We start from the raw sequence: 23,202 nt of genomic DNA on the forward strand, positions 1-23,202 counted from the left end.
TTAGCCGCAGTAAATGCGGCACTGGAGGAACGCGTGCGACGCATACCTGAATTTAGCCGCAGTAAATGCGGCACTGGAGGAAACTATGAAGGTTTATATTGTGAGGCATGGAATTACGGAGTGGAATAAGGTAAGAAGAATTCAGGGGCATACGGATATCCCCCTGAGCACAGAGGGTATTCAGCTGGCTCAGAAAACTGCACATGGAATGGCCGGAATTCCCTTTACCAAAGCCTTCTCAAGTCCCCTTTCCCGCGCTTTTCATACGGCGGAGATCATTTTACAGGGACGGGGTATCTCTATTGAGACCGATGAACGGCTGGCAGAGATTAATTTCGGTCTGTATGAAGGGATGCGCTGTATCGAGCCTGGGCGGACCGTTCCGCCGGATTTTGATAACTTCTTTGGCGATTCCGCTCATTATATACCGCCTGCTGGAGGCGAAACATTGGCCTCAGTGATCCGCCGGGGTACGGGGTTTCTCAGGGAACTCTTTTTGCGGGAGGATCTGCAGGACGATACGATCCTCATCGCCGCTCATGGATGTATCATCCGGGGGATGCTCTATTATTTCCGTGAAGTCCCCCTCGCGAAGTTCTGGGGTACCGGAGTCCCTAAGAACTGTGCCGTTTCCATCGCGGAATCTGCCGTTCCCCATCCAGTCCTCCTGGAGGAGGATGTCCTCTTTTATCAAAATACCTGAGCTATGTCAGGATCATTCTTAACACAGAAAAGGCGTCGGAAACATATACGTTTACCCCGGCAAAGGGGCAACTGATATTTTCCAACGCCTTTTTCGTTTACTCTGTCCGAATCGCGGCCAGAGGACTGAGCTTCATTGCCCTAAGAGCCGGGAAGAATCCGGCCAGCATACCCACCAGAACCGCGAATACCAGCGATACCAGCATCAGCCACGGCGGAATATAGGAGGTGGTACCTGCCATATCGGCGCCCTGCATGGCCACGACTACATAGTTTATGATTTTCGAGATCAGCATACTTAACAGATTCCCCAGGAATCCTCCGATGAGGCCGATGAAACCTGCCTCCATCAGGAACATGGTCCGGATATTCTTCATATTGCAGCCCAGCACCTTTATGATACCGATCTCCTTGGTCCGCTCATAGATCGACATCATCATGGTATTCGCTATACCAATCGCTGCTACGAACAGGGATACCGCACCGATGCCGCCCAGGACTGCCTGAATGGACCGATATTGCTTCTGTGCCTGCTCCAGCCATTCTACCTCGCTGCTGGCCTGCAGTCCCAGGGCCTGTATCTGCTTTTGTACATCCATAACATTGTCCATCTCATCGATCTGGACATAGGCTGAATTATACACCAACTCTTTTCTCGGCTTTCCGGATGCCGTTGTGGGCTGTCCGGGAATCACTTTCCCTTTGAATACCTTCTGCAGCTGCTTTTTCAGAGCTTCGATGTCACAATAGGTGGAATAACTGTATTGTTTCCAGTCTTCCGGACCTCCTTCCAGAAGCCCTACACCCTGACCCATATATTTCTTCGGAGGCGCGATACCGCTCTGCGGATCCTGGGACTGATAGTAAGCGTCCGTGTCAAAGATCAGGAACAACGGCTGATTGATAAGATCTACGTCCGGAAGCTCTCCTGTCTGCCAGTAGCCTCCGCTGTTGGATTTCGGATTATAGAAATCCTGTATGACCATATTTCCAAATACAAACTTCAGCTCACTGCTGCCGGGTTCTGGCATGGTCCCTTCTGCCAGCGGATAATTCATTCGCTCCAGGGCATCCAGATCCATTCCCTGTATCTGCAGCCAGGACTCGTAAGCTCCCTGCTTCGCCAGCACGGAAGTGCTGAGTACCGGCGAGCAGACCGTGACGTGGGGCAGCTGTTTTAACTGTTCTATCATTTCATCGGTCAGGTATACCGGCTCGTTACTGCTGGAGCTGGAGGATGAGGAATCGACAGCCACTGCCATACCGCCTCCATAATACATCATATCCCCACCGCCGCCGCTGGATACATTGATCGTTGTAAGTCCTCCGGATTCTTCCACACTGTCGATCATCGACTTGTTCAGACCGATACCCAGGGAAATCATGACAACTATGGATGCTGTTCCGATAATTACGCCCAGAATCGTTAGGATGGTACGAAGCTTCCTTCTCCAGAGGTTACTGATGCTCATCTTGATCAAGTCCAGCAATTTCATCCTCGATACCTTCCCTTTCTAATCTTTCTTTTTTCTTTTTACGGATAATCACTATCGCAACAATACCGCCGATCACTACTAAAGCAATCACTGGGCCCAGGACAAACCAGATATTAAAGCCGCCGCCCTGCTCCTCCATTCCCGGGTCCATCATGCCGGGATCCATCATACCGGGATCCATCGCCATGGGCTCCGTCACGTAGAGCGTGATATCTTTTTCCAGAGTTGCCGCATTACCGGCATCATCTTCATAGGTGATTACGGCTTTTACGATACCTTCATCCATGGTTGCCTGGATTCCATTTACCATGGTATCTACATTACCGGTGGCTCCCGGGCTGATATTACCCAGATATGCTTCTCCGCCGTTGATCGAATCACCCTGGAATTTTACGGATACGTTGTAGAGAATGGTTTTACCGGTATTGTAAATACTGAACATAATGTTGGTCTGCTGTCCGACTTCTACGGACTCCGGCATCACCTCTGGTTCGCTGACGTCTAACTTCGCTTCCTGCTTGACCGGAATGGATACGCTGGCGTCGGCCGTGTATTCTTTGGCGTTGGCATCCTCGTATTTCATATTGACGCTGATCGCGTAAGGCTTCTGCATCAGGTCTGCCCGGGGCGTCATGTTAATTGTAACGTCTTTTGTGCTGTCGGCTGCGATCTTGTCCACAAATATCGTGCTGGAACCTGACGTGGGAAGAAACGCTGGCGCGCTGACACTGGTCGTGGTACCGCCGGTGCCGCCGCTGGATGTGGTCTCCTCCGTGGTCTGGATATCAAATTCACAGTTGGATACCACTGTGCTCTTGGAGGTATTGCGGATATGTAGGGTAAGATCAAAACTTTCGCCTGCTCGTACGTTTTCCGGGTTAGTGGTAAAGCCGGATATGATCACCCTGGGAACGGAACCAGTTCCCTGCGCAGAATTCGCGCCGGTACCACCGGTAACTTTTACATAGGTGACAAGGCTCGCGCTTCCCGCGGACTCATCCGGATTCTTGAACTGTACCTGGAAGGTGACGGGCTGATAACCGTTGACGGCGTCTTTCCTGGTTTTCAGAGTCCAGGTGATCTCCTGGCGGCGCTCGTTGGGTCCCAGGCCGCAGTCTTCGCCGGGCAGGATCGGCAGGGTTTCCGTATAACTGGATTTTTCTATTTCAAAAGGCCAGACGGCTGGATCACCGCTGATAACCGGAGTTACGATTACATCCGTTACGGATAATTCCGCCATGTTGACCAGCGGAAGAACTACATTTACCAGACCTCCGGCATTGGCGACCGGCGTCTGCCAGGTGCCGCCTACCATGACATTCCCGTTGATGTTGTTGGACTGGGGCGGATTCGGCGTTGGATCCTGATTATTTGGGGGAGCTGTCGGATTCGCCACACCTCCCGATGTATCTGTAGATCCAGACGTTGGTGTCTCGGCAAAAGCTGTCAGGCTCATCCCAAAGACCATAATACCGCATAATAATATGGTAATCAGTTTCTTACACTTGCTCATCTTCTACTTCCTCCCTGTGTTTACGATTGTCTTCGATTTTAAGTATTTTACCGTCGCTGATATGGAAAATCCGGTCCGCGAAACCGGCCAGATGCGTATCATGGGTTACCATCACCAGCGTCAGTTTTTCTCTTTCCACGATTTCCCTCATCAGATTCATCACATCCGCGGATGTATGGGAATCCAGATTACCCGTCGGCTCATCAGCAAAGATGATCTCCGGTTCCACCACCAGGGCTCTGGCCACGCCTACCCTCTGCTGCTGTCCGCCGGACATCTGGGTCGGCTTATGGGTCCTGTGCTTGTTAAGCCCCACCAGGTTTAACATCTTATCTGCCCGCTTCAGCCTCTCCTTTTTTGCCATCCCTCTGAATGTCAGAGGCAGCGCTACATTTTCCCTGGCATTCATCGTTCCCAACAGATTAAAGGACTGGAAAATAAATCCGACCCTCTCCCGTCTGAACTTCACCAGCTGATTCTCCGTCATCTTTTCGATGTGCTGCCGGCCTATGATAATATCGCCTTTCGTAGGTTTTTCCAGGCCGGCCAGCATATTTAACAATGTGGATTTGCCGGAACCTGAGGTACCTACAATCGAACAGAATTCGCCTTTATATATAGTAAAATCTACCCCGTTGAGAGCGAACACCCGGTTCTCACCTACAGAATAGACTTTATACAAATTCTTTACCTGAATCACCGGCTCTTTTTCTTCTGCCATTCTCCCACCCCTTTCCTTTGTGCCTGCTGCCCATTATACCATGCCTTCTGTATGGAATTCAACCGTCCAAACAGCCCGATAGCAAAATACACTTTTCCACCATTATAACATATCAGAGTTGTTTGTATATTAAATCCCGACATAATTTTCTTAAGATTTTCTTACTTTTCAACAAAATCCGCTAAAAGAAACGGCGGGACTTTGCCGGTTCCCTGCAAAGTCCTGCCGTTTTAATCACCCGCCGCCAAATCAGAGGGCAAATTACATTTTGAATACCCTTATCGTTCCCCATTCATCATTTCAAATAGCCGAACCGCAAACAGCCAATTCATTTTTCGATCCGGGTGGTTAATGTAGTTTGCCAGTCTTTCCGTTATGTCTACTCCATTACTTTCCAGTGCTTTCCAGTCCTTATAACAGTCACATACCGGGATCTGATGACTTTGGCATACTTCTCTGGCTTTTTCCACATACAGATCCATAAGCCCGCCGGTCTGATTTTCCTGGGCTGTGACGGCGATTTCACGGATTCTCTCATCCTTGATATGGCAGCTGACCTCCGTATTCATCATATTGGGAGTCATAAAGATGGTTTCGATTTCTTCGTTTTTCAGTCTTTCAAATATTTTTCCCAGGGACTCCGCATATACGTTGATATAATCCTGTCCTTGTCCGCAGTCGTTGAGGCCGAAGCACACCACCACAAGATCAGGCTGGAATTTCATCACGTCACGCTCTATACGCGCATATCCCTGTTCCGCAGTGTTTCCTGAGATACCGGCATTTATTATATTGACCGCGACATTCGGATACAAAGTAGTCAGAATGTTTTTCAGGTAGCTGTGGTACGCGCAGTTCACGTCATATACCGTTTCCACCTCTCCGTTGTTTTTGAAAAACACTTCGAAACACCCCTGTGTGACACTGTCGCCTAAAAAAGCAATTGTAACAGGCTGACAACCATTCATATCCTTTGCTTTATCACGAAAAAGATTCATGACTTTCATGCTGCTTCCCTCCAAGCATTACCCAATCAGCGGATACTGGTCCGTCAGCTTCTTAACGATTGCCATCGCCTTCTCCTTGCCGGCATCCTTTTCATGCAGCATGATGGAGATAGCCTCTGCGATCTGTACCATATCCTCCTCATTCAACCCGCGGCTGGTGACGGCCGGTGTTCCCAGGCGGATACCGCTGGTAACAAACGGGGACTTTGGATCATTGGGAATCGTATTCTTATTACATGTGATATGTGCTTCATCCAGTAATTTTTCAGTTTCTTTTCCGGTCAGATCCAGATTGGTCAGATCTACCAGCATCATATGATTATCCGTCCCTCCGGAAACGATTTTAATACCGCGCTCCATGAGAGCTTTACTGAGAGCCTGTGCGTTCTTGACGATCTGCTGCTGATATACTTTGAAGTCATCCGTCAGAGCTTCCTTAAAACATACTGCTTTGGCAGCGATCACATGCATCAGAGGGCCGCCCTGGATACCAGGGAAAATCGCCTTATTGAAATTGAATTTCTTAGCCGCCTCTTCGTTGGCCAGGATCATGCCGCCTCTGGGTCCTCTTAAAGTCTTATGGGTCGTAGTGGTAACCACATCTGCGTACGGGACAGGACTTGGATGAAGCCCCGCCGCTACCAGTCCGGCGATGTGGGCCATATCTACCATCAGATATGCTCCGACCTCATCACAGATCTCGCGGAACTTCTTGAAATCAATGGTTCTGGCATAGGCGCTGGCCCCTGCCACGATCAGCTTCGGTTTTGCTTCCAGCGCGATCCTGCGCACCTCGTCATAGTCGATGAATCCCTCGTCGTTCACTCCGTAAGGCACTACATGGAAATATTTTCCGGACATGTTCACAGGGCTTCCATGGGTCAGATGGCCGCCGTGGTCCAGATTCATACCCATGAAGGTATCACCAGGCTCCAGCATAGCAAAGAACACCGCCATATTTGCCTGTGCTCCGGAATGGGGCTGTACATTGGCATAATCGCAGCCGAACAGTTCCTTCGCGCGGTCTATGGCCAGATTCTCCACCACATCCACACATTCGCATCCGCCATAATACCGCTTGGCGGGATACCCTTCCGCATATTTATTCGTCATCGGACTTCCCATGGCTGCCATCACGGCTTTGCTTACCCAGTTCTCGGATGCGATCAGCTCGATATGGCTGTTCTGGCGTTCCATTTCGTCCGTAATTGCCTGCGCAACTTCCATATCCACTGCTTTTACTTCATCTAAAGAATACATTCCTTTTCCTCCTGTATGCTTATTCGCTCTAGTGAGATTATAACATACCGCGTACGAGAATGGAATATAGGTTTTCATTGAAAAGTAGGTGGTCTCATGATAAGCTGTGGTTATAAATAAAGAAGATTTTACATAAATTGCATGAAAACTGCGAAAGGAGCCGTAATGAATTTATTATTGGATTATCGTTTCTGGATTCTCGCCTATCTCTTGTTGATTAATCTCGTCGGATTTGCCCTGATGGGTATCGATAAATCCAAAGCTGTCCGCCACAGATGGCGTATCCCGGAGAAAATGTTGTTTCTGTCCGCCATATTAGGAGGCAGTATCGGTGCCAGAATCGGTATGAGTGTATTCCGGCATAAGACAAAACACAAGTCCTTCACCATAGGGATACCAGTTATCTTTTTCCTACAGCTGGTTCTTGTGCTTTATCTTATTACGCGGTAATAAATCCTGGTCTTAGAATCCACATACCGGGTGGATTGATCCGCCATTTTATGAAAGGGGACATGTCCAAACCGAAATGGACATGTCCCCTTTTGTTATTCTTCAGGCTGGATGGCAATACCAAGCTCATCCAGCTGTTTTAGGTCTACTACATTGGGCGCCTCGGTCATCAGACAGGAAGCGTCTTTTACCTTCGGGAAGGCGATGACTTCCCGGATGCTGTCCTCACCGGCCATCAGCATCAGCATACGGTCGAACCCATAGGCCAGGCCTGCGTGAGGCGGAACACCGTATTTGAAGGCATTCAACAGGAAACCAAAACGCTCATAGGCGTCCTCCATGGTGAAGCCTAATATCTCAAACATCTTCTCCTGCACATGATTCTGGAAGATTCTGACACTGCCGCCGCCCAACTCGGTGCCGTTGAGTACGATGTCATAGGCTTTGGCGCGTACCTTGCCCGGATCGGTGTCCAGAAGCTCCAGGTCTTCCTCCATCGGCATGGTAAACGGATGGTGCATGGCCACGAAGCGGTTCTGCTCCTCGGACCACTCTAACAGGGGGAATTCCGTTACCCATAGGAAGTTGAACTGGTCTTTGCTTAACAGGCCCAGGTTTTTCGCCAGCTCCAGCCGCAGGCTGCCCAGTACGTCGTAAACGACCTTGTTCTGATCGGCAGCGAATAACAGCAGATCCCCGGGTTTTCCCCGCATGGCTTCCACCAGTGCGCTAAGCTCCTCTTCGGTCATGAATTTGGCGAAGGAGGACTTATAGGTTCCGTCCTCGTTGACCGCCAGATAAGCCAGGCCTTTCGCGCCGAAATCTTTTGCCAGGTTTACCAGAGCATCGATTTTCTTTCTGGGCATGGCGCCCTGCCCTTCGGCATTAATACCGCGGACACTGCCGCCGTTGTCCAGCGCACCGGTAAAGACGCCGAAGCCGCAGCCTCTGACCGCCTCAGATACATCCACCAGCTCCATACCGAAACGGGTGTCGGGCTTGTCGGAACCGAAACGGTCCATAGCTTCCTGCCAGGTCATTCTCGGGATCGGAAGGGTTACCTCCACACCGATCGCCTCTTTGAACACACGGGCCAGCAGCCGTTCGTTGACATCGATCACGTCGTCCACGTCCACAAAGGATAACTCCATATCGATCTGGGTGAATTCCGGCTGCCGGTCAGCCCGCAGGTCTTCGTCCCGGAAGCATTTGGCGATCTGGAAATACCGGTCATATCCGGAACACATCAGCAGCTGCTTGAACAGCTGGGGGGACTGGGGAAGCCCGTAGAATTTTCCGGGATGGATCCGGCTGGGTACCAGGTAATCTCTGGCCCCCTCCGGCGTGCTTTTTCCCAGGATGGGAGTTTCTATCTCAAGGAAGCCCTCTTCTGCCAGAAAGTTTCTGACCAGAGTGGCCACTTTACTTCTTAAGATCAGGTTTCTCTGAAGATCCGGGCGGCGCAGGTCCAGATAGCGGTATTTTAAACGCAGCTCGTCCTTGGTCTGGGAATCCTCCTCGATGGGGAACGGAGGGGTCTCCGATTCGGATAAGATCCGAAGCTCATTGGCCCGCAGCTCGATATCTCCTGTTGCCAGATTCTCATTCACTGCCCCGGCTCTCTTCTCAATACGGCCGACCGCGGCGATCACGAATTCGTTTCTTAATTTTTCCGCTTTGGCGAAGCCTTCCTCGCCGATATCCTTCGTCTCAAATACTACCTGCAGCAATCCGGAACGGTCTCTTAGATCCACAAAAATCATGCTTCCCAGATTCCGCCGCTTCTGTACCCATCCCATGACGGTTACGATTTCCCCAATATTCTGACTGCTCACTTCTGTACATCTGTGGGTCCTGTGCAACCCCTTCATTGCCTCTGCCATATCACTTTTATTCCTTCCTGACTTACCGAATTTATACATTTATATTTATAACATAAACACCGTTTCTCAGGCAAACAGCCCCGGGATCTCATCCAAAGCCACCTCTGTCTGCTCACCGGACTGCATGTCCTTTACATTGGCTCTGTTGTTGGCCAGCTCGTCGCTGCCGATGATCACGGTTTTCTTCGCGCCGATTTTGTTTGCATATTTCATCTGCGCTTTCACGCTGCGGTCCAGATAGTCTGTTTCCACGATGATTCCGTGAGACCTTATCTCATTGACCAGACGATACGCCCGGGCTTTCGCATCTTTTCCAAGAATACCGACATATAACTCCGGCACATCCATGGAAGGCAGATCCACGCCCTCTTTGTCCAGAAAATATAAAATACGCTCGATCCCCATACCGAATCCCACGGAAGGGATGTCCTGCTTCTCGTCGATTTCATGAATCAACCCGTCGTACCTGCCGCCTCCGCACAGGGTAAAGCCTTCGGAATTCACAAACTCAAATACGGTCTTCGTATAATAGTCCAGCCCGCGGACGATACCCGTGTCGATCTCAAAAGGAATCTTAAGCTCTGTCAGCAGCGCCTGCAGTTCTTCAAAATGGTTCCGGCAGTCCTCATCCAGATAATCGATGGTTCTGGGGGCATCTTTGACAATCTTCTTACAGCTGTCCACCTTACAGTCGATGACCCGCAGCGGGTTCGTTTTCATCCGGTCCCGGCATGTCTCGCACAGCTCGCTTTCATGCTCGGACAGGTACTTAAGCAGCGCGTCGTTGTATGTCTTCCGGCAATCTTTACAGCCAATGCTGTTGATATGAAGTTTCGCATCTTTCAGACCCAGTTTTTTTATAAGAGCCGCCACCAGGCTGATTACCTCTACCTCCGCCAGCGGGCTCTGCGCGCCCACGAACTCCACGCCGAACTGATGATGCTGGCGCAGCCTTCCGCTCTGGGGTTTCTCATAGCGAAATGCCGGGGTTACATAATAAAACTTCACAGGCTGGGGATTGGCATACAGATTATGTTCCAGGTATGCACGCATAACCCCCGCGGTACCTTCCGGCTTCAGGGTTATGCTTCTTCCGCCCTTGTCCTCGAACGTATACATTTCCTTTTGAACCACATCGGTGGTCTCGCCCACGCCCCGCTGAAATAATACCGTATGCTCGAAAACGGGGGTAATGATTTCCGTAATATTATAGGTTCTGGCCAGATCCCTGGCAATCTTCTCTACGACCGCGCGCCGGTGCATATTCTCACCGTACCAGTCCTGTACTCCTCTTGGTGCCTGTGTTATCATATTTTTCCCTCCTGTATTTCCACCTGCAGGTCCTTCTGGTTTAGCAGCACGCTGATGTCATCCTCATGAACCATCCGCTGAAAAGCCAGAAATATCCGCATATCGAAATTTTTTATTTCTTCAATCATCAGTTCCATCGCCGTCTCCAGATCAAAGGCCCTGCGGTAAGGACGGTCCGCCGTCAGCGCCGCGAACACGTCGCAGATTCTCAAGATCCTGGCGCCGTAGGGAATCTCTTCCCCTTTTAAATGAAAGGGATATCCGGAACCGTCGTAATTTTCATGGTGATGCAGAATCCACTGCTGGATATGTTCCGGATAGCCGTGGTCCCTGGCGATCTCATACCCCAGCTCCGTGTGCTGATGGATGTATTTCATCTGCTCTACATCCAGCGCTTCCTCATCTCTGCCATACAGATAAGAGGACAGCTTTATTTTCCCGATGTCATGTATCGTTCCGGCCACAGCCAGATCATAGCACATCGCCTGATCTTCCTGAAGCTCCCCAGCCAGTCTCCCCGCCAGACAACTGACACAGATCGCGTGGCTGATACCATCGGACACATCCTGCTGTAAGAAATTCTTTTTTTCCAGACTCGTCTCCATACGATCCCATCCCTATACCCCATCGGCCAAAAGATTCCGCTTACGCTCAAGCATATCCTCAATCCTGCCGATATATGTGGGCACATCCTTCACATTCCCGCAACGTTCGATCCGGTTCTGTGAGGGAACAACCAGTTTACTGACGCTTCCCGCTCCCAGAGCCATAATCGTCTGCATCTCTTCCATCATAAGTATATTGTAAATTCCGGCTTTGTCAACCTTTGCATAGCCTACATTTTCAAAATTTCCCGCCATATTCTTCTGACGGTACAGATAATAGGGCTCCATCCCCATGTCCCTGGCGGTACGTGAGGCCAGGTTCATAATCTCCTCCGTATTCTCGATCTTCAGCTCCCTATACTCTTCCCGGAACATATTCAGCCTGGCCGCCCTCTTAATCGCCAGCGAGTGAACCGTAATATTATCCGGGTCCAGTTCCTTAAGCACTTCCAGCGTATAGGCAACTTCCTCCGCCCCTTCCCCGGGCAGCCCCATAATAATATCCATATTAATATTATCAAACCCCAGCTCCCTGGCCATATAATAAGCCTCTACGGTCTGCTCCACCGTATGCCTTCGTCCGATCACGTCCAGTGTTTTCTGATTCATGGTCTGCGGATTGACGGAAATCCTGCTGATTCCATGGCTCCTGAGCACCTCCAGCTTCTCTCTGCTAATACTGTCAGGTCTCCCCGCTTCCACCGTAAACTCCAGCAGGTGCTCATAAGAAAACTTCTCCTCCAGCCTGGTAAGCAGCCGGTCCATCTGATCCGGCATCAGCGTCGTGGGCGTGCCGCCCCCCATATAAATAGAATTCAGCTTCTTCTGCCCGCACATTTCGGCAACTCCGTCAATCTCCCGAAACAGCGCCTGCAAATACTCCTCTATCCGATTCTCCCATCCGGAAATCGGATATGACGTAAAAGAACAGTAAAGACAAGTACTGGGACAAAAAGGAATGCCCACATACATACTGTATCCTTCCTCATAATCAATATCCTTCAGAATATGCAGCTCCCGGTTAGCGATCGCTATAGCCAAAGCGGTCTTTTCCCTGCTGACCAGATACTCCTCCCGCATCTTCGCGGCGATCTCCACATTCCTGTGCCCTTCCATCAGCATAGAAAGTGCGATCTTCGTCGGCCGTATCCCGGTCAGGCTCCCCCAGGGCAGCTCCTTTTTCGTATATTCTGCAAGAAGCTGGTACACCGCCCGCTTACATTCATTCTTAGTCTCCATCCGGTCCGCACTGTTTCTTGGAACCGTTACCTCCTTACAGACGCCCTCTTCCCCATTCAGCCGAATCACGATAGTCCCCGCCAAATACAGAAGCAGAATCTGTATCCTGGCCTCCTCCACAGGCTCCTCTGTCACAACAACCTCTTCCCCCGGAAAGAACGACTTCACCAGCGGAAATATTTCATTCAAAAACTCCCGGTTACCAAATTGAATCGTAATCATTCTTATAACTCCATACATTCTAAATTATTCTTAATTCCAATAAACCGGAATAAAAAATGCTTCTTAAACTCCTCTGATTATATCCAACTTCATAAGCAGAAGATCCCGTACATTCCCGGCAATATAACAGCAACACAGAGCGCGAAGTCAAAACCATCCCGCCAGCTATCATGCAGGGAGGAGAGGAAAGCGGCGGGGCCTTGGGGGGATGGGCCGCAAATCTCGTGGGGCCAAATCGCTTGAGGCCGGATCTTAGAACGGGTTACGCAGATGGAGGGAGAACCTCGCAGAGCCCGGGACACTGTCCGAGCCGTATTTCGGCGAGTTTGTCCCGGGCTCTGTTAATAAGAGGTTCTCCCTCCATCGAAGTTAGCCGTTCTTAGGTCGCAGCCCAGATCCGCTTACCGGATCCAGGCGTTATATTCTCTCTCCCGTCCGATCGTAGTCGGCTCTCCATGTCCCGGATAGACATCCGTCTCATCCGGAAGAGTCATCAGCTTATCCCGCACAGAACGAAGCAGCTCCGACATGCTCCCTCCCGGAAAATCCGTCCGGCCGATGCTGTCATAAAACAGCGTGTCTCCCGACATCAGCACCTGTTCCTGCGGCAGATAATAACAGCATCCCCCGGCTGTATGTCCCGGTGTGAACAGGACCCGGATCTCAAAACCCGCTAACTGTAACTCCTGTTGATCCTTCAGGCATACATCCGCTTTTATCGATGTTTCACTGCCGAACATAAGAGACAAATTCCTGTCCGCATACAGAAGCGGCTCACTGTCCACCTCGTGTATATAGACCGGAATCTGATAGGCATTCTTTAAATATTCCACCCCCAGGATATGATCCCCATGGGCATGGGTCAAAAGGATGGCCTGTGGTTTCAGTTTTTGCTCCTCGATTTTGACTTTCAGCCGCTCTGCGTCCGCTCCCGGGTCAACGATCACCATCTGCCTGGTATCCTTATGGATCAGAAAATAGCAGTTAGTGGAAAGCATTCCCACCGCATATATTTTAATTTCCAGTGCTCCCATTGCCATTACTCCTCTTTCTTTTCACATGGGAACCGGATCAGCCGGTCGTCCGTTCAATATCCATGATTCCCTCTACCTGGCGCAGCTTGTCGATCACCAGATTCAGCTGCTCCCGCCCGGTAATATTAAATGTGACATTGATCGTAGCCGTTCCCTGCTTGCTGGTCCTTACATTGATCGAAGTCATGTCAATCTGTTTCTCTGTAAATATCTTGGATACATCCACCAACAGACCCATCCGGTTCCTGCCGAAGATCTTAAGCTCCGCCAGATACAAGCCGTTGCCGGCCCCTTCATCCGGCTGCTGCCACTCAGCGTCGATCAGCCGTACCCGGTCACTGTCCGGTAAGTTGATCACATTCACACAGTCCGTCCTGTGAATGGACACGCCCCGGCCTCTGGTGACAAAACCTACGATCTCATCTCCCGGAACCGGGCTGCAGCATTTGGAGAAACGCACGGCCACATCGTGGATTCCCTTTACCACGATACCGCTTTTGGACTTAGCGATACTGATCCGGTTATCCTTGACCTCGGAGACTGTCTCCAGGATCTTTTCATCGGTAATCTCTTTTTTCAGGGTCTTCTGCCGCTCTTCCTGCAGCCGGTTGACTACCTGCCCTTCCTTTAAGCCGCCATGGCCGATGGCCGCCAGCACGGAATCCCAATTCCGGAAGCCGTATTTGCGCTGTACCACTTCCTGGAAATCCGGTTTCATAATCTCGCTCTGGTTGATGCTCTTTACTTTACAGTACTGGTTCACCATGTCCTTGCCGCGAGTGATATTTTCTTCTTTGAACTCGTTTTTAAACCACTGATTGATCTTGTTTTTCGCTTGTGTGCTCTTGACAATGGCCAGCCAATCCCGGCTGGGCCCTTTAGAATTTTGGGAGGTGAGGATCTCTATCCGGTCGCCGTTCTGGATCTCGTAGTCGATATTGACCAATTTGCCGTTTACCTTGGCGCCGATCATCTTATTTCCCACTGCACTGTGAATGCTGTAAGCGAAATCTATCGGCGTGGAACCGGCGGGCAGATTCTGCACATCTCCCGACGGAGTAAAGCAATACACGCTGTCGGAGAACAGATCCAGATCGCTCTTTAACAGGCTCATGAACTCCCGGTTATCCGACATATCCCGCTGCCATTCCAGAATCTGACGCAGCCAGCTTAATTTTTCTTCTTCCTGGTCCGCCACACTCTTCTTACCGTCGGAGGACTCTTTATATTTCCAATGGGCAGCGATACCATATTCCGCCGTCCGGTGCATCTCATAAGTCCGGATCTGAATCTCAAAGGGCTGACCGGTAGGTCCGATCAGAGTCGTATGAAGGGACTGGTACATGTTTGGCTTCGGCATGGCGATATAGTCTTTGAACCGGCCGGGGATCGGTTTATACATTTCATGAATGACACCTAACGCCGCATAACAGTCCTTGACCGTATCCACGATAATCCGCACTGCAAACAGATCGTATATCTGATCCAGGGTCTTATCCTGGTTTACCATTTTCTTATAGATACTGAAGAAATGTTTGACCCGCCCGGACACATCCGCTCGGATACCGGCCTTGATAATATGGGTCTGCACCTCATCCACAATACTCTGGACATATTCTTCCCGGGTACTTTTGCGAAGTGCGATCTTCTCCACCAGATCATAGTACACATCCGGCTGCAGATATTTTAAAGCCAGATCATCCAGTTCCACCTTCACCTTGGAAATACCCAGCCGCTGTGCGATGGGCGCGTAGATATCCATGGTCTCTCTGGCTTTTTCTTTCTGTTTCTCCGGCTTCATGTATTGGAGCGTACGCATATTATGCAGACGGTCCGCCAGCTTGATCAGTATGACACGGATATCCTTTGCCATGGCCAGGAACATTTTCCTCAGATTCTCCGCCTGTACCTCGACCTTATCCGCCTTGTACGACAACTGGCCTAACTTCGTAACCCCGTCCACCAGGAGGGCGACCTCACTGCCGAAACCAGCTGCTACCTCTTCCACCGTCATGATCGTATCTTCCACCGCGTCATGCAGAAGCCCTGCTACGATCGTCTCTTTATCCAGTTCCAGGTCCGCCAGAATGATCGCAACACAAAGAGGGTGAGTTATATACGGCTCACCCGATTTTCTCGCCTGGTCCTTATGTGCTTCCCTGGCTGTTTTATATGCTTTTTCTATTATGGATATATCTGTAGACGGGTGATATTTTTTCACACTTGCTATCAATTCGTCATACAGTACATCCGGACTGGTAAATTCAGCCGGCGCTTTTACACAGCTCTCGATCTCTTTTAGCTTATCTGCCGGTATCTGAAAGTCAGATTTTTCTTCCATTTATGCCCACCACTTTAATCGGTTATCTTTTTAGTCGCTTACGTGCGATGCATGAAAAATAGTCAGCGAGGCTTTTTCGAGCGCTACTATTTTTTATCGCTATGAGCACTTAGCGGCTGCCTTTTAGTCGCTTACGTGCGATGCATGAAAAATAGTCAGCGAGGCTTTTTCGAGCGCTACTATTTTTTATTATAATGAGATTCCTCAAAAAATGCAATCTTTTGTACTTATTTTACATCAACACCGCCAAATACACACTGAGCGTCAATATAGATGACTGCTCTGGGCGTTCCGTAAGGAGGACTTTTTTTGTTGGAAACCCCGCCGCAGAAGGACTGGTCTTTTACCATGACAAGCACGTCATCCGGAGCCAGGATATCGATCCCGCCAAAAATGGAATTCACTTTGATCAGCACATCCTGATCGATGATCGCATTCCGGATATCCAGATCCATGCCGCCGAACACGGTATGAAGAACAGCGCCCTGAAACACTTCATTATTATAGCTGATTTTTCTTCCGTTAAATATGGTTGAAAACTGAGGTACTCCCGCCTCCATATGAGGCTGATAGCTGCCGCTTTTTCCCGTATCCTGGCCTGCATATTCACTCTGGCCGGAATACTCACTCTGGCCGGCATATCCGCTCTGACCGGTCTGCTGCCCCTGCTGTGCCCCTGCGGAACTCCCTGCCTGACTACTCTTATTGCCCTTCGGTCCTCCCCGATAGCCTCCATGATAACTTTCATCCTGATAGGTATTTCCCTGATAAGTATTGCCGCGATATTGATTTCGATTACTTCGAACCAGGAAATTAATACCAATTACCACCAAAATCACCGGGAACACCATGCCCCACATCACCCGGCTGGGCAATACATTCTGCGACGACAAAAGCAGCAGGATACCGATACACAGACCGATAATATTTCCGGTATTCGGCCGGTTCTGTATCATGCTGATCACGCAGGGTACAATGATAAACAAGGTCCACCAGCCGTCAAAAAACAGACTGAAACTCCACAGGCCCAGAACATTTCCCGCAAACCCGACGCCTGCGATGATAAATGCAACGCCCCATAAAATACTTGATAAGCGATATCTCATAAGTATATCCTCCTTTATTCCATGTTATTAAGTGTATCACACAATTCTTTTATATACCATACGAATTGGAATCCATCCTGCTGCCAGCGGTCAAAATACTGAAATCCCAGTTTTTCCGCAAGAGCGATGGAAGCGGTATTCTCTACCCTTATAAATGCGCTCAGCTCTTCGCAGTCCAGTTCTTCCTGGGCATACCGGATCGCCGCCTCACAGGCCTCAGCTGCGTATCCCTGCCTCCAGTGCCCGGCATCTATCACATAGCCCAATTCCAGCACACAGCAGTCATCCATCTGACGGGGGGTTAATCCTACCCTGCCGATCAACCTGCCGGTGGAGCGTTCAAACACCGCCCACAGTCCAAAGCCATAAAAAGCATATGCGCTCTCTATATAAGCCTTTGTCATCCTGCGCTCTTCCTGCGGATCTTTCTGAAGTCCGGGAATATATCTGGTAACCCGCTCATCACCATAAATCCCGTAAAGCGCATCCACATCATCCAGCGTAATTTCCCGGATCAGCAGACGTTTCGTCACCGCGATCGTTCATGGTTCCCCGTGCGCCCGTTTCCACACTCTGACCATAAATTTCTCATCAACTTCCTCGAATCCTTCCACCAGGATATCCGCCGCGCTTAAATCCTGATCCCCGGAATCCGGGTTGATATAGCCGACACAGGGGATTCCGGCCGCCTTCGCCGCCAGCACCCCATTCTGTGAATCTTCTATTATAATACACTCGTCAGGGGAGAGTCCCAACTCCTGTGCCGCGTATAAAAACACATCCGGAGCCGGCTTCGGCTTATCCAGCGTATCCGCACTGACCATCCGGTCGAAATATTCCGTAACCCCGATCCCGCGGACCGATTCCTCAATCAGATCTTCCACGGAGGAGGAGGCCACAGCCAGCTTTAATCCTGCCTTGTGCAGTTTCCGGATTAATTCCACCACGCCTGGTACCGGCGGATAACCTTCTGTCTGAAAAATCTCACTCTGCTTTTTCAGCCCTCTGGCCTGGATCTCCTCCACACTCAGCGTGAGCCCGAACAGGTTTATTATTTCTTCCACTACCCGGTACTGGGTGGAGCCCACCGTCTTCTGGTAGGCCTCATAGGTATATTCTTCTTTGCATCCAAGCTCTTCCAAGACCTGGCAGTAAGCTTTATAATGAACCGGCTCGCTGTTGATAATCACGCCGTCCATATCAAAGATGACTCCTTTTAGCATGCGTTTATGCTCCTAACAAATGAATTTACATAGAACATACCATTCCTTTTGACAAATAGCAACATTTTTTTGCAGAGGGAGCGAAGCAGGGCGGGAAGCGGGCAGGCTGGACACGGATTCTGGACCTGGCGGTGTACGCCTGGGAGAGCTGGCTTTCGGGCATGGGGACGGCTGGGTGTGGGGCGGCTGTATCTCTGTGGATGCGTTCGAGGGGGCTTTGGATTTCTAATAGGCCAGGATTTTGGCCAGGACAGCCCGGGGCCGGACAAACTCGCATTCGCTCAAACAGTGTCCGGCCCCGGGCTTGGCCAAAATTCTGCCCTATAAGAAATCCATAAGACCTCTCAATGCATCCACAGAGATACAGCCGCCCCACACCCAGCCGTCCCCATGCCCGAAAGCCAGCTCTCCCAGGCGTACACCGCCAGGTCCAGAATCCGTGTCCAGCCTGCCCGCTTCCCGCCCTGCTTCGCCTGCAAAAAAAATAAAGGGAGGTGATGGCGAATGTAGATTTTTCGAAATTGATCTGGTGTTTGCGGACGTTATTGTAAGATCGCTCCGGTATTGGCGGAGGTTACGCTTTTGGCGTAGCGGGCCAGGTAACCGCCTTTCGTATTGGGGGTGGGAGGGTTCCAGCGGGTTTTCCGGGCATTTAGGATTTCGTCGGATACTGCTACATGGATGGTGTGGTTCGGGATGTCGATGTCGATTTGGTCGTTTTCTTCGATCAGGGCGATAGGACCTCCCAGGGCGGCTTCGGGAGATACGTGTCCTATGGCGGCGCCCCGGGTAGCACCGGAGAATCTGCCGTCGGTGATCAGGGCTACGCTGCTTCCGAGTCCGCTTCCCATGATGGCGGAGGTGGGATTGAGCATTTCACGCATGCCCGGACCGCCTTTGGGTCCCTCGTAGCGGATGATAATGATATCGCCGGGGTGGATGAGGCTCTGGTAGATGGATTGGAGGGCTTCCTCTTCGCTGTTGAATACTCTGGCTCTCCCCGTGTGTTTCATCATTTCCGGGGCGACAGCTGAGCGCTTGACTACACAGCCGCCTGGGGCCAGATTGCCTTTGAGGACGGCGATTCCTCCGGTGGGGCTGTAGGGGTTATGGAACGAACGGATTACTTCCGGGTCCCTGATTTCACAGTTTTGGATATTTTCTGCTATGGTTCGGCCGGTACAGGTCATCAGGTTCGTATGTAAGAGGCCCTGTTTGCTGACCTCGTGCATGACGGCACGAATTCCTCCCGCCCGGTGTAAATCTTCGATATAATGGGGTCCGGCCGGGGCCAGATGACAGAGGTTCGGTGTTTTCTCTGAGATTTCATTAGCAAGATCCAGGTCCAGTGTAATATCGCACTCATGAGCGATGGCCGGCAGGTGGAGCATACTGTTCGTGCTGCATCCAAGAGCCATATCGATCGTTAGAGCATTCAGAAAAGCTTCCCGGGTCATAAGATCTCTTGGTTTTATATCCTGCTCTACCAACTTCAGAATCTGCATGCCTGACCGTTTCGCCAGCCTCAGACGCTCAGAATAGACGGCAGGTATCGTACCGTTCCCGGGCATTCCCATTCCAAGCACTTCCGTCAGGCAGTTCATACTGTTCGCTGTGAACATACCGGAACAGGAACCGCAGGTGGGACAGGCGTTTTGCTCATACGCTTCGACCTCCTTTTTCCCCACCTCTCCAGAAATGCACCGGCTTACCACCTCTGATACATTGGAATAGCTGATACGCTCCTGACCGATTCTTCCAGCCAGCATCGGGCCCCCGCTCACGAAGATCGACGGGATGTTCAGCCTGGCCGCGGCCATCAAGAGTCCTGGTACATTCTTGTCACAGCTGGGAACCATAACCAGACCGTCAAATGGATGCGCCATCGCCATGGCTTCCGTACTGTCCGCGACCAGCTCCCTGGTTACCAGGGAATACTTCATCCCTTCATGTCCCATAGCAATTCCGTCACAAACCGCGATAGCCGGAAACACCACCGGCACTCCACCAGCCAGGGACACCCCCTGCTTCACTGCCTCCACGATCTTATCCAGATTCATATGACCCGGCACGATCTCATTCCAGGAACTCACAATACCAATCAAAGGCTTCTCCATCTCCTCCTCCGTGAGGCCCAGTGCATACAACAGTGCTCTCTGCGGCGCCGCTTCCATCCCTTTCTTTATCCGGTCACTTCTCATGAACATCCTCTCCTTTCTCATATGATGTATGCTATCACATATGACATAGTATGTCAATTCAGTTATCATACATCATTCCACCGCTCCGCCCCGGACAAAGACAGCGTTCTGCCCTGTCAGGCACCCCACCCCCCTGTGTTCCCCCTAAGAGCAGCTCCGCCACCCCCAGACCTTCCTCTGTTCCATGGCTATCCCGCTACCTAGCGTTCAGACATACTGACCGCCTCAATCGCCACGCTTCCCCCGCGGACTACCTCGATTCTGTTCCCAAAGCACTCTGCCAGCAGCCGTATCAGGTCACTGTTTCTATTTTCAGTCTGCAGGCACTCCAGAATTACGGCGCTTTTTCCATAGTCTTTGATCCGCACCCGGAATACTTCCGCGATCCGGAAGATTTCCTGGCATTCCTCCACGCTCAGGTTTCCTGCCTTTATGAACATCAGCTCTTTTTTGTGAATGGGAATGTCGGTATAATCCACAACCTTTATAACTTCCACGCTGCGGTTCAGCTGTTTCTTGATCTGCTCAAAGGTCAAATCGTCGCTGGTCAGGCTGATGGTCATGCGGGAAACCGTGGGATCTTCGGTCTCTCCCACCGTCAAGCTGTTCAGATTGTACGCTTTTCCGGAGAACAGGCCGGATATTTTGGCCAGCACTCCGATTTCATTTTCTACAAACAGGGATATCCATCTCTTTTTCATCTACTTTTCCTCCTATGCTTCCATAATCATATCGCTCAATGCGTTGCCGCCCGGAACGATAGGCAGGACATTGGCTTCTCTTTCAATGATAAATTCGATTAAAGTGGGAGTACTCTTATTATCCCTGGCTGCTGTCAGCGCGGCTTCTATATCTTCCGCGGATTTTACCCGGATTCCTTTGGCATCATAGCTTTCCGCCAGCTTCACATAGTCGGGGAGATATTTGGGGCAGCATTTATCCGGATTCAGGCAGTCTCTTTTACAGCTTTTTCGGTAGCATAAGCAGGTGCTGGAATACCTGCGGTTGAAGAACATCTCCTGCCACTGGCGGACATTTCCCAGGTAGCCGTTGTTCATAACACAGATGATAACCGGAAGCTCCAGCGCCATAGCGGTGGCCATCTCCTGAAGATTCATCTGCATACCGCCGTCTCCGCTGATACAGATAACATCCGTGTCCGGATTCCCGATTTTCGCGCCGATGGCAGCCGGGAATCCGTAGCCCATGGTACCCAGTCCTCCTGAAGTCAGCAATTGCCGGTTCTCATCCAGCTCCAGATATTGGGTGGTCCAGAGCTGGTTCTGTCCAACATCAGTTACAACGATGGATTCCTGAAACATGGTATTGATCGTTCGAAGAATCAGTTCCGGAGTCAATATCTGATTCTGGTTTGATTTCTGATACTGGTTTTGATCCTGCATCCGAATCGGGTATTTCTGCTTCCATCCATCGATCTTTTGTGTCCACTCTTCCAACTGCAGCTGCTGCGCTTCCGCTACCATCATCTGAAGGGCCGCTTTTGCATCACCTACAATCGGGATATCTACCTCTATGTTTCTGGAGATTGACGCCGGATCTACATCCACGTGGATGATCGAAGCGCGGGGCGCGAATTCACTGATTTTTCCAGTAATCCGGTCGTTAAACCTGGTTCCAATGGAAAACATGACGTCGCACTCGCTGACCGCCTGGTTCGACGCGTAGTTTCCGTGCATCCCAATGTTTCCTACATACAACGGATGGGTGGTAGGAATGCAGCCCTTTCCCATGATCGTCGTGATAACCGGGACACCGGTCTTTTCTGCGAACTGGGTCAGCAGCGCTCCGGCGCCCGATATCTTCACACCGCCGCCGCACAGCAGAACCGGCTGTTTTGCTGTATTTAGTATTCCCATAGCTTTCTTTAGCTGGCCTGCATGGATTCCGGTGTTGGGCTTGTATCCGCGTATGTTTACTTCTTTTGGATATTCACTGCTGCCGAACTCCTGCTGGATGTCTTTCGGGATATCGACGACTACCGGTCCCGGCTTTCCAGATGCCGCAATATAGAAGGCCTCTCTGATGATCCTGCCCAGGTATTTCCGGTCACGCACGGTAACAGCATACTTACAGATGCTTCTCGTAATCCCGACGATATCTACCTCCTGGAAGGCATCGTTTCCGATGAGATTTGTGGGTACCTGGCCTGTGAAACAGACTAACGGCACGCTGTCATAGTTGGCGGTGGCGATACCGGTCACCAGATTGGTGGCTCCCGGACCGCTGGTAACCAGACAGACTCCTGTCTTTCCTGTCGATCTGGCATAGCCGTCTGCCTCGTGAACCAGTGCCTGCTCATGTCTTGGCAGCACCACATCCAGATCGCTCTGCCCATATAGAGCGTCGAAAAGATCGATGGCCATCCCGCCGGGATAGGCGAACAGAGTCTTTACCCCTTCCTCAATTAATGCTTTTACAAATAAATCCGCGCCTTTTATTTCTCGTCCATTCCTTCCCATGTCTTGCATACCTATAGGATTCCTTTCCATGTTTTTTTCTGCCATTTCCATCTTTCATCCCTCCTGTGTCATACATTTTCTGTGTGTTTTCCCTCTTACATGTGTCTGTGAAATTAAAAATAATGATGCCAAAATCTGCCGGAGTCCGAAACTGCCTTACGGATGCTGGAACGAAAAAAAGCCCTAAGCCAAATACCTTTGGCTTAGGGCGAATATTTCATCCGTGTTACCACCTAAATTCAGAGATTCCTCTCTGCACTCTGCCAGCACGGATAGATTACCGGAACTGACAAGAGACTCTATCAGTACGGATATTACTATCGATACCGCTTTCCCTGTAACGGTGGAAAATTCCGTTGAAGTCTACTAAAGATCGCTCTCGTTCGGTCCACTGCTCGGAGGCTACTT

At 50.6% G+C, this 23,202-nt stretch carries 19 protein-coding genes and 1 other annotated feature (1 of these 20 cut by a window edge); of the genes, 2 read left to right on the forward strand and 17 right to left on the reverse strand.

Annotation, left to right across the window (positions count from 1 at the left end; translation table 11 throughout):
• The first annotated feature begins 85 nt into the window (after positions 1-85).
• Entirely contained in the window at positions 86-703 is a 618-nt protein-coding gene (locus KTH90_RS07485; RefSeq protein ID WP_238726561.1) for a histidine phosphatase family protein, read from the forward strand.
• 97 nt (positions 704-800) lie between these two features.
• Here KTH90_RS07485 and KTH90_RS07490 read toward each other — a convergent pair whose 3' ends face one another.
• From KTH90_RS07490 to glyA, 5 genes are all read right to left on the reverse strand, one after another.
• Positions 801-2,198, reverse strand: coding sequence for an ABC transporter permease (locus tag KTH90_RS07490; protein WP_158350061.1), 1,398 nt, complete (start codon positions 2,196-2,198; stop codon positions 801-803).
• Positions 2,161-3,711: a COG1361 S-layer family protein gene (locus KTH90_RS07495; protein WP_158350062.1), complete on the reverse strand. Its 1,551-nt coding sequence runs from the start codon at positions 3,709-3,711 to the stop codon at positions 2,161-2,163. The genes KTH90_RS07490 and KTH90_RS07495 overlap by 38 nt, the downstream gene beginning before the upstream one ends.
• The gene (locus tag KTH90_RS07500) at positions 3,698-4,432 is read right to left on the reverse strand and encodes an ABC transporter ATP-binding protein (RefSeq protein ID WP_158350063.1); all 735 of its coding nucleotides are present in this window, start codon (positions 4,430-4,432) and stop codon (positions 3,698-3,700) included. Before KTH90_RS07500 ends, KTH90_RS07495 begins: the two co-directional genes overlap by 14 nt.
• A gap of 278 nt (positions 4,433-4,710) precedes the next feature.
• Positions 4,711-5,439, reverse strand: coding sequence for an SGNH/GDSL hydrolase family protein (locus KTH90_RS07505; RefSeq protein ID WP_158350064.1), 729 nt, complete (start codon positions 5,437-5,439; stop codon positions 4,711-4,713).
• Between the two features lie 18 nt (positions 5,440-5,457).
• Positions 5,458-6,699, reverse strand: a complete 1,242-nt coding sequence (gene glyA, locus KTH90_RS07510; protein WP_158350065.1) for a serine hydroxymethyltransferase — start codon at positions 6,697-6,699, stop codon at positions 5,458-5,460.
• Positions 6,700-6,864: 165 nt separating this feature from the next.
• On the opposite strand from glyA, the gene KTH90_RS07515 reads away from it, so the two are divergent.
• Positions 6,865-7,149, forward strand: coding sequence for a DUF1294 domain-containing protein (locus KTH90_RS07515; protein ID WP_158350066.1), 285 nt, complete (start codon positions 6,865-6,867; stop codon positions 7,147-7,149).
• A gap of 95 nt (positions 7,150-7,244) precedes the next feature.
• On the opposite strand, the gene aspS is transcribed toward KTH90_RS07515, so the two are convergent.
• From aspS to ilvB, 12 genes are all read right to left on the reverse strand, one after another.
• The gene (aspS, locus tag KTH90_RS07520; protein WP_158350067.1) at positions 7,245-9,032 is read right to left on the reverse strand and encodes an aspartate--tRNA ligase; all 1,788 of its coding nucleotides are present in this window, start codon (positions 9,030-9,032) and stop codon (positions 7,245-7,247) included.
• A gap of 66 nt (positions 9,033-9,098) precedes the next feature.
• The gene (gene hisS, locus KTH90_RS07525) at positions 9,099-10,343 is read right to left on the reverse strand and encodes a histidine--tRNA ligase (protein ID WP_158350068.1); all 1,245 of its coding nucleotides are present in this window, start codon (positions 10,341-10,343) and stop codon (positions 9,099-9,101) included.
• Complete coding sequence (locus KTH90_RS07530) at positions 10,340-10,948, reverse strand: HD-GYP domain-containing protein (protein ID WP_158350069.1); 609 nt, start codon at positions 10,946-10,948, stop codon at positions 10,340-10,342. Before KTH90_RS07530 ends, hisS begins: the two co-directional genes overlap by 4 nt.
• 12 nt (positions 10,949-10,960) lie before the next feature.
• Positions 10,961-12,409, reverse strand: a complete 1,449-nt coding sequence (gene hemZ / locus KTH90_RS07535; RefSeq protein ID WP_158350070.1) for a coproporphyrinogen dehydrogenase HemZ — start codon at positions 12,407-12,409, stop codon at positions 10,961-10,963.
• A 401-nt stretch (positions 12,410-12,810) separates the two neighbouring features.
• On the reverse strand, positions 12,811-13,443 hold the full coding sequence (locus tag KTH90_RS07540; protein ID WP_158350071.1) for an MBL fold metallo-hydrolase: 633 nt from the start codon (positions 13,441-13,443) through the stop codon (positions 12,811-12,813).
• Between the two features lie 37 nt (positions 13,444-13,480).
• Positions 13,481-15,784: a RelA/SpoT family protein gene (locus KTH90_RS07545; protein ID WP_158350072.1), complete on the reverse strand. Its 2,304-nt coding sequence runs from the start codon at positions 15,782-15,784 to the stop codon at positions 13,481-13,483.
• A 227-nt stretch (positions 15,785-16,011) separates the two neighbouring features.
• Positions 16,012-16,890 (reverse strand): LiaF transmembrane domain-containing protein, encoded by an 879-nt coding sequence (locus KTH90_RS07550; protein WP_158350073.1) that lies wholly within the window; start codon positions 16,888-16,890, stop codon positions 16,012-16,014.
• A 14-nt stretch (positions 16,891-16,904) separates the two neighbouring features.
• Positions 16,905-17,423 carry a GNAT family N-acetyltransferase gene (locus tag KTH90_RS07555; protein WP_238726562.1) on the reverse strand — a complete coding sequence of 173 codons (519 nt, stop codon included), beginning with the start codon at positions 17,421-17,423 and terminating at the stop codon, positions 16,905-16,907.
• A 9-nt stretch (positions 17,424-17,432) separates the two neighbouring features.
• Positions 17,433-18,113, reverse strand: coding sequence for an HAD family hydrolase (locus KTH90_RS07560; protein ID WP_158350075.1), 681 nt, complete (start codon positions 18,111-18,113; stop codon positions 17,433-17,435).
• A gap of 542 nt (positions 18,114-18,655) precedes the next feature.
• A complete protein-coding gene (gene ilvD, locus KTH90_RS07565) occupies positions 18,656-20,314 on the reverse strand; it encodes a dihydroxy-acid dehydratase (protein ID WP_158350076.1) in 1,659 nt (552 codons plus the stop codon).
• Positions 20,315-20,514: 200 nt separating this feature from the next.
• Entirely contained in the window at positions 20,515-21,015 is a 501-nt protein-coding gene (ilvN, locus tag KTH90_RS07570; protein ID WP_158350077.1) for an acetolactate synthase small subunit, read from the reverse strand.
• A gap of 12 nt (positions 21,016-21,027) precedes the next feature.
• Positions 21,028-22,794: a biosynthetic-type acetolactate synthase large subunit gene (gene ilvB / locus KTH90_RS07575; RefSeq protein WP_158350389.1), complete on the reverse strand. Its 1,767-nt coding sequence runs from the start codon at positions 22,792-22,794 to the stop codon at positions 21,028-21,030.
• Positions 22,795-22,995: 201 nt separating this feature from the next.
• Positions 22,996-23,202, reverse strand: a binding site (T-box leader); it runs 87 nt beyond the window's last position.

It is taken from the genome of Diplocloster modestus (assembly GCF_019042245.1).
GTDB lineage: Bacteria > Bacillota > Clostridia > Lachnospirales > Lachnospiraceae > Diplocloster > Diplocloster modestus.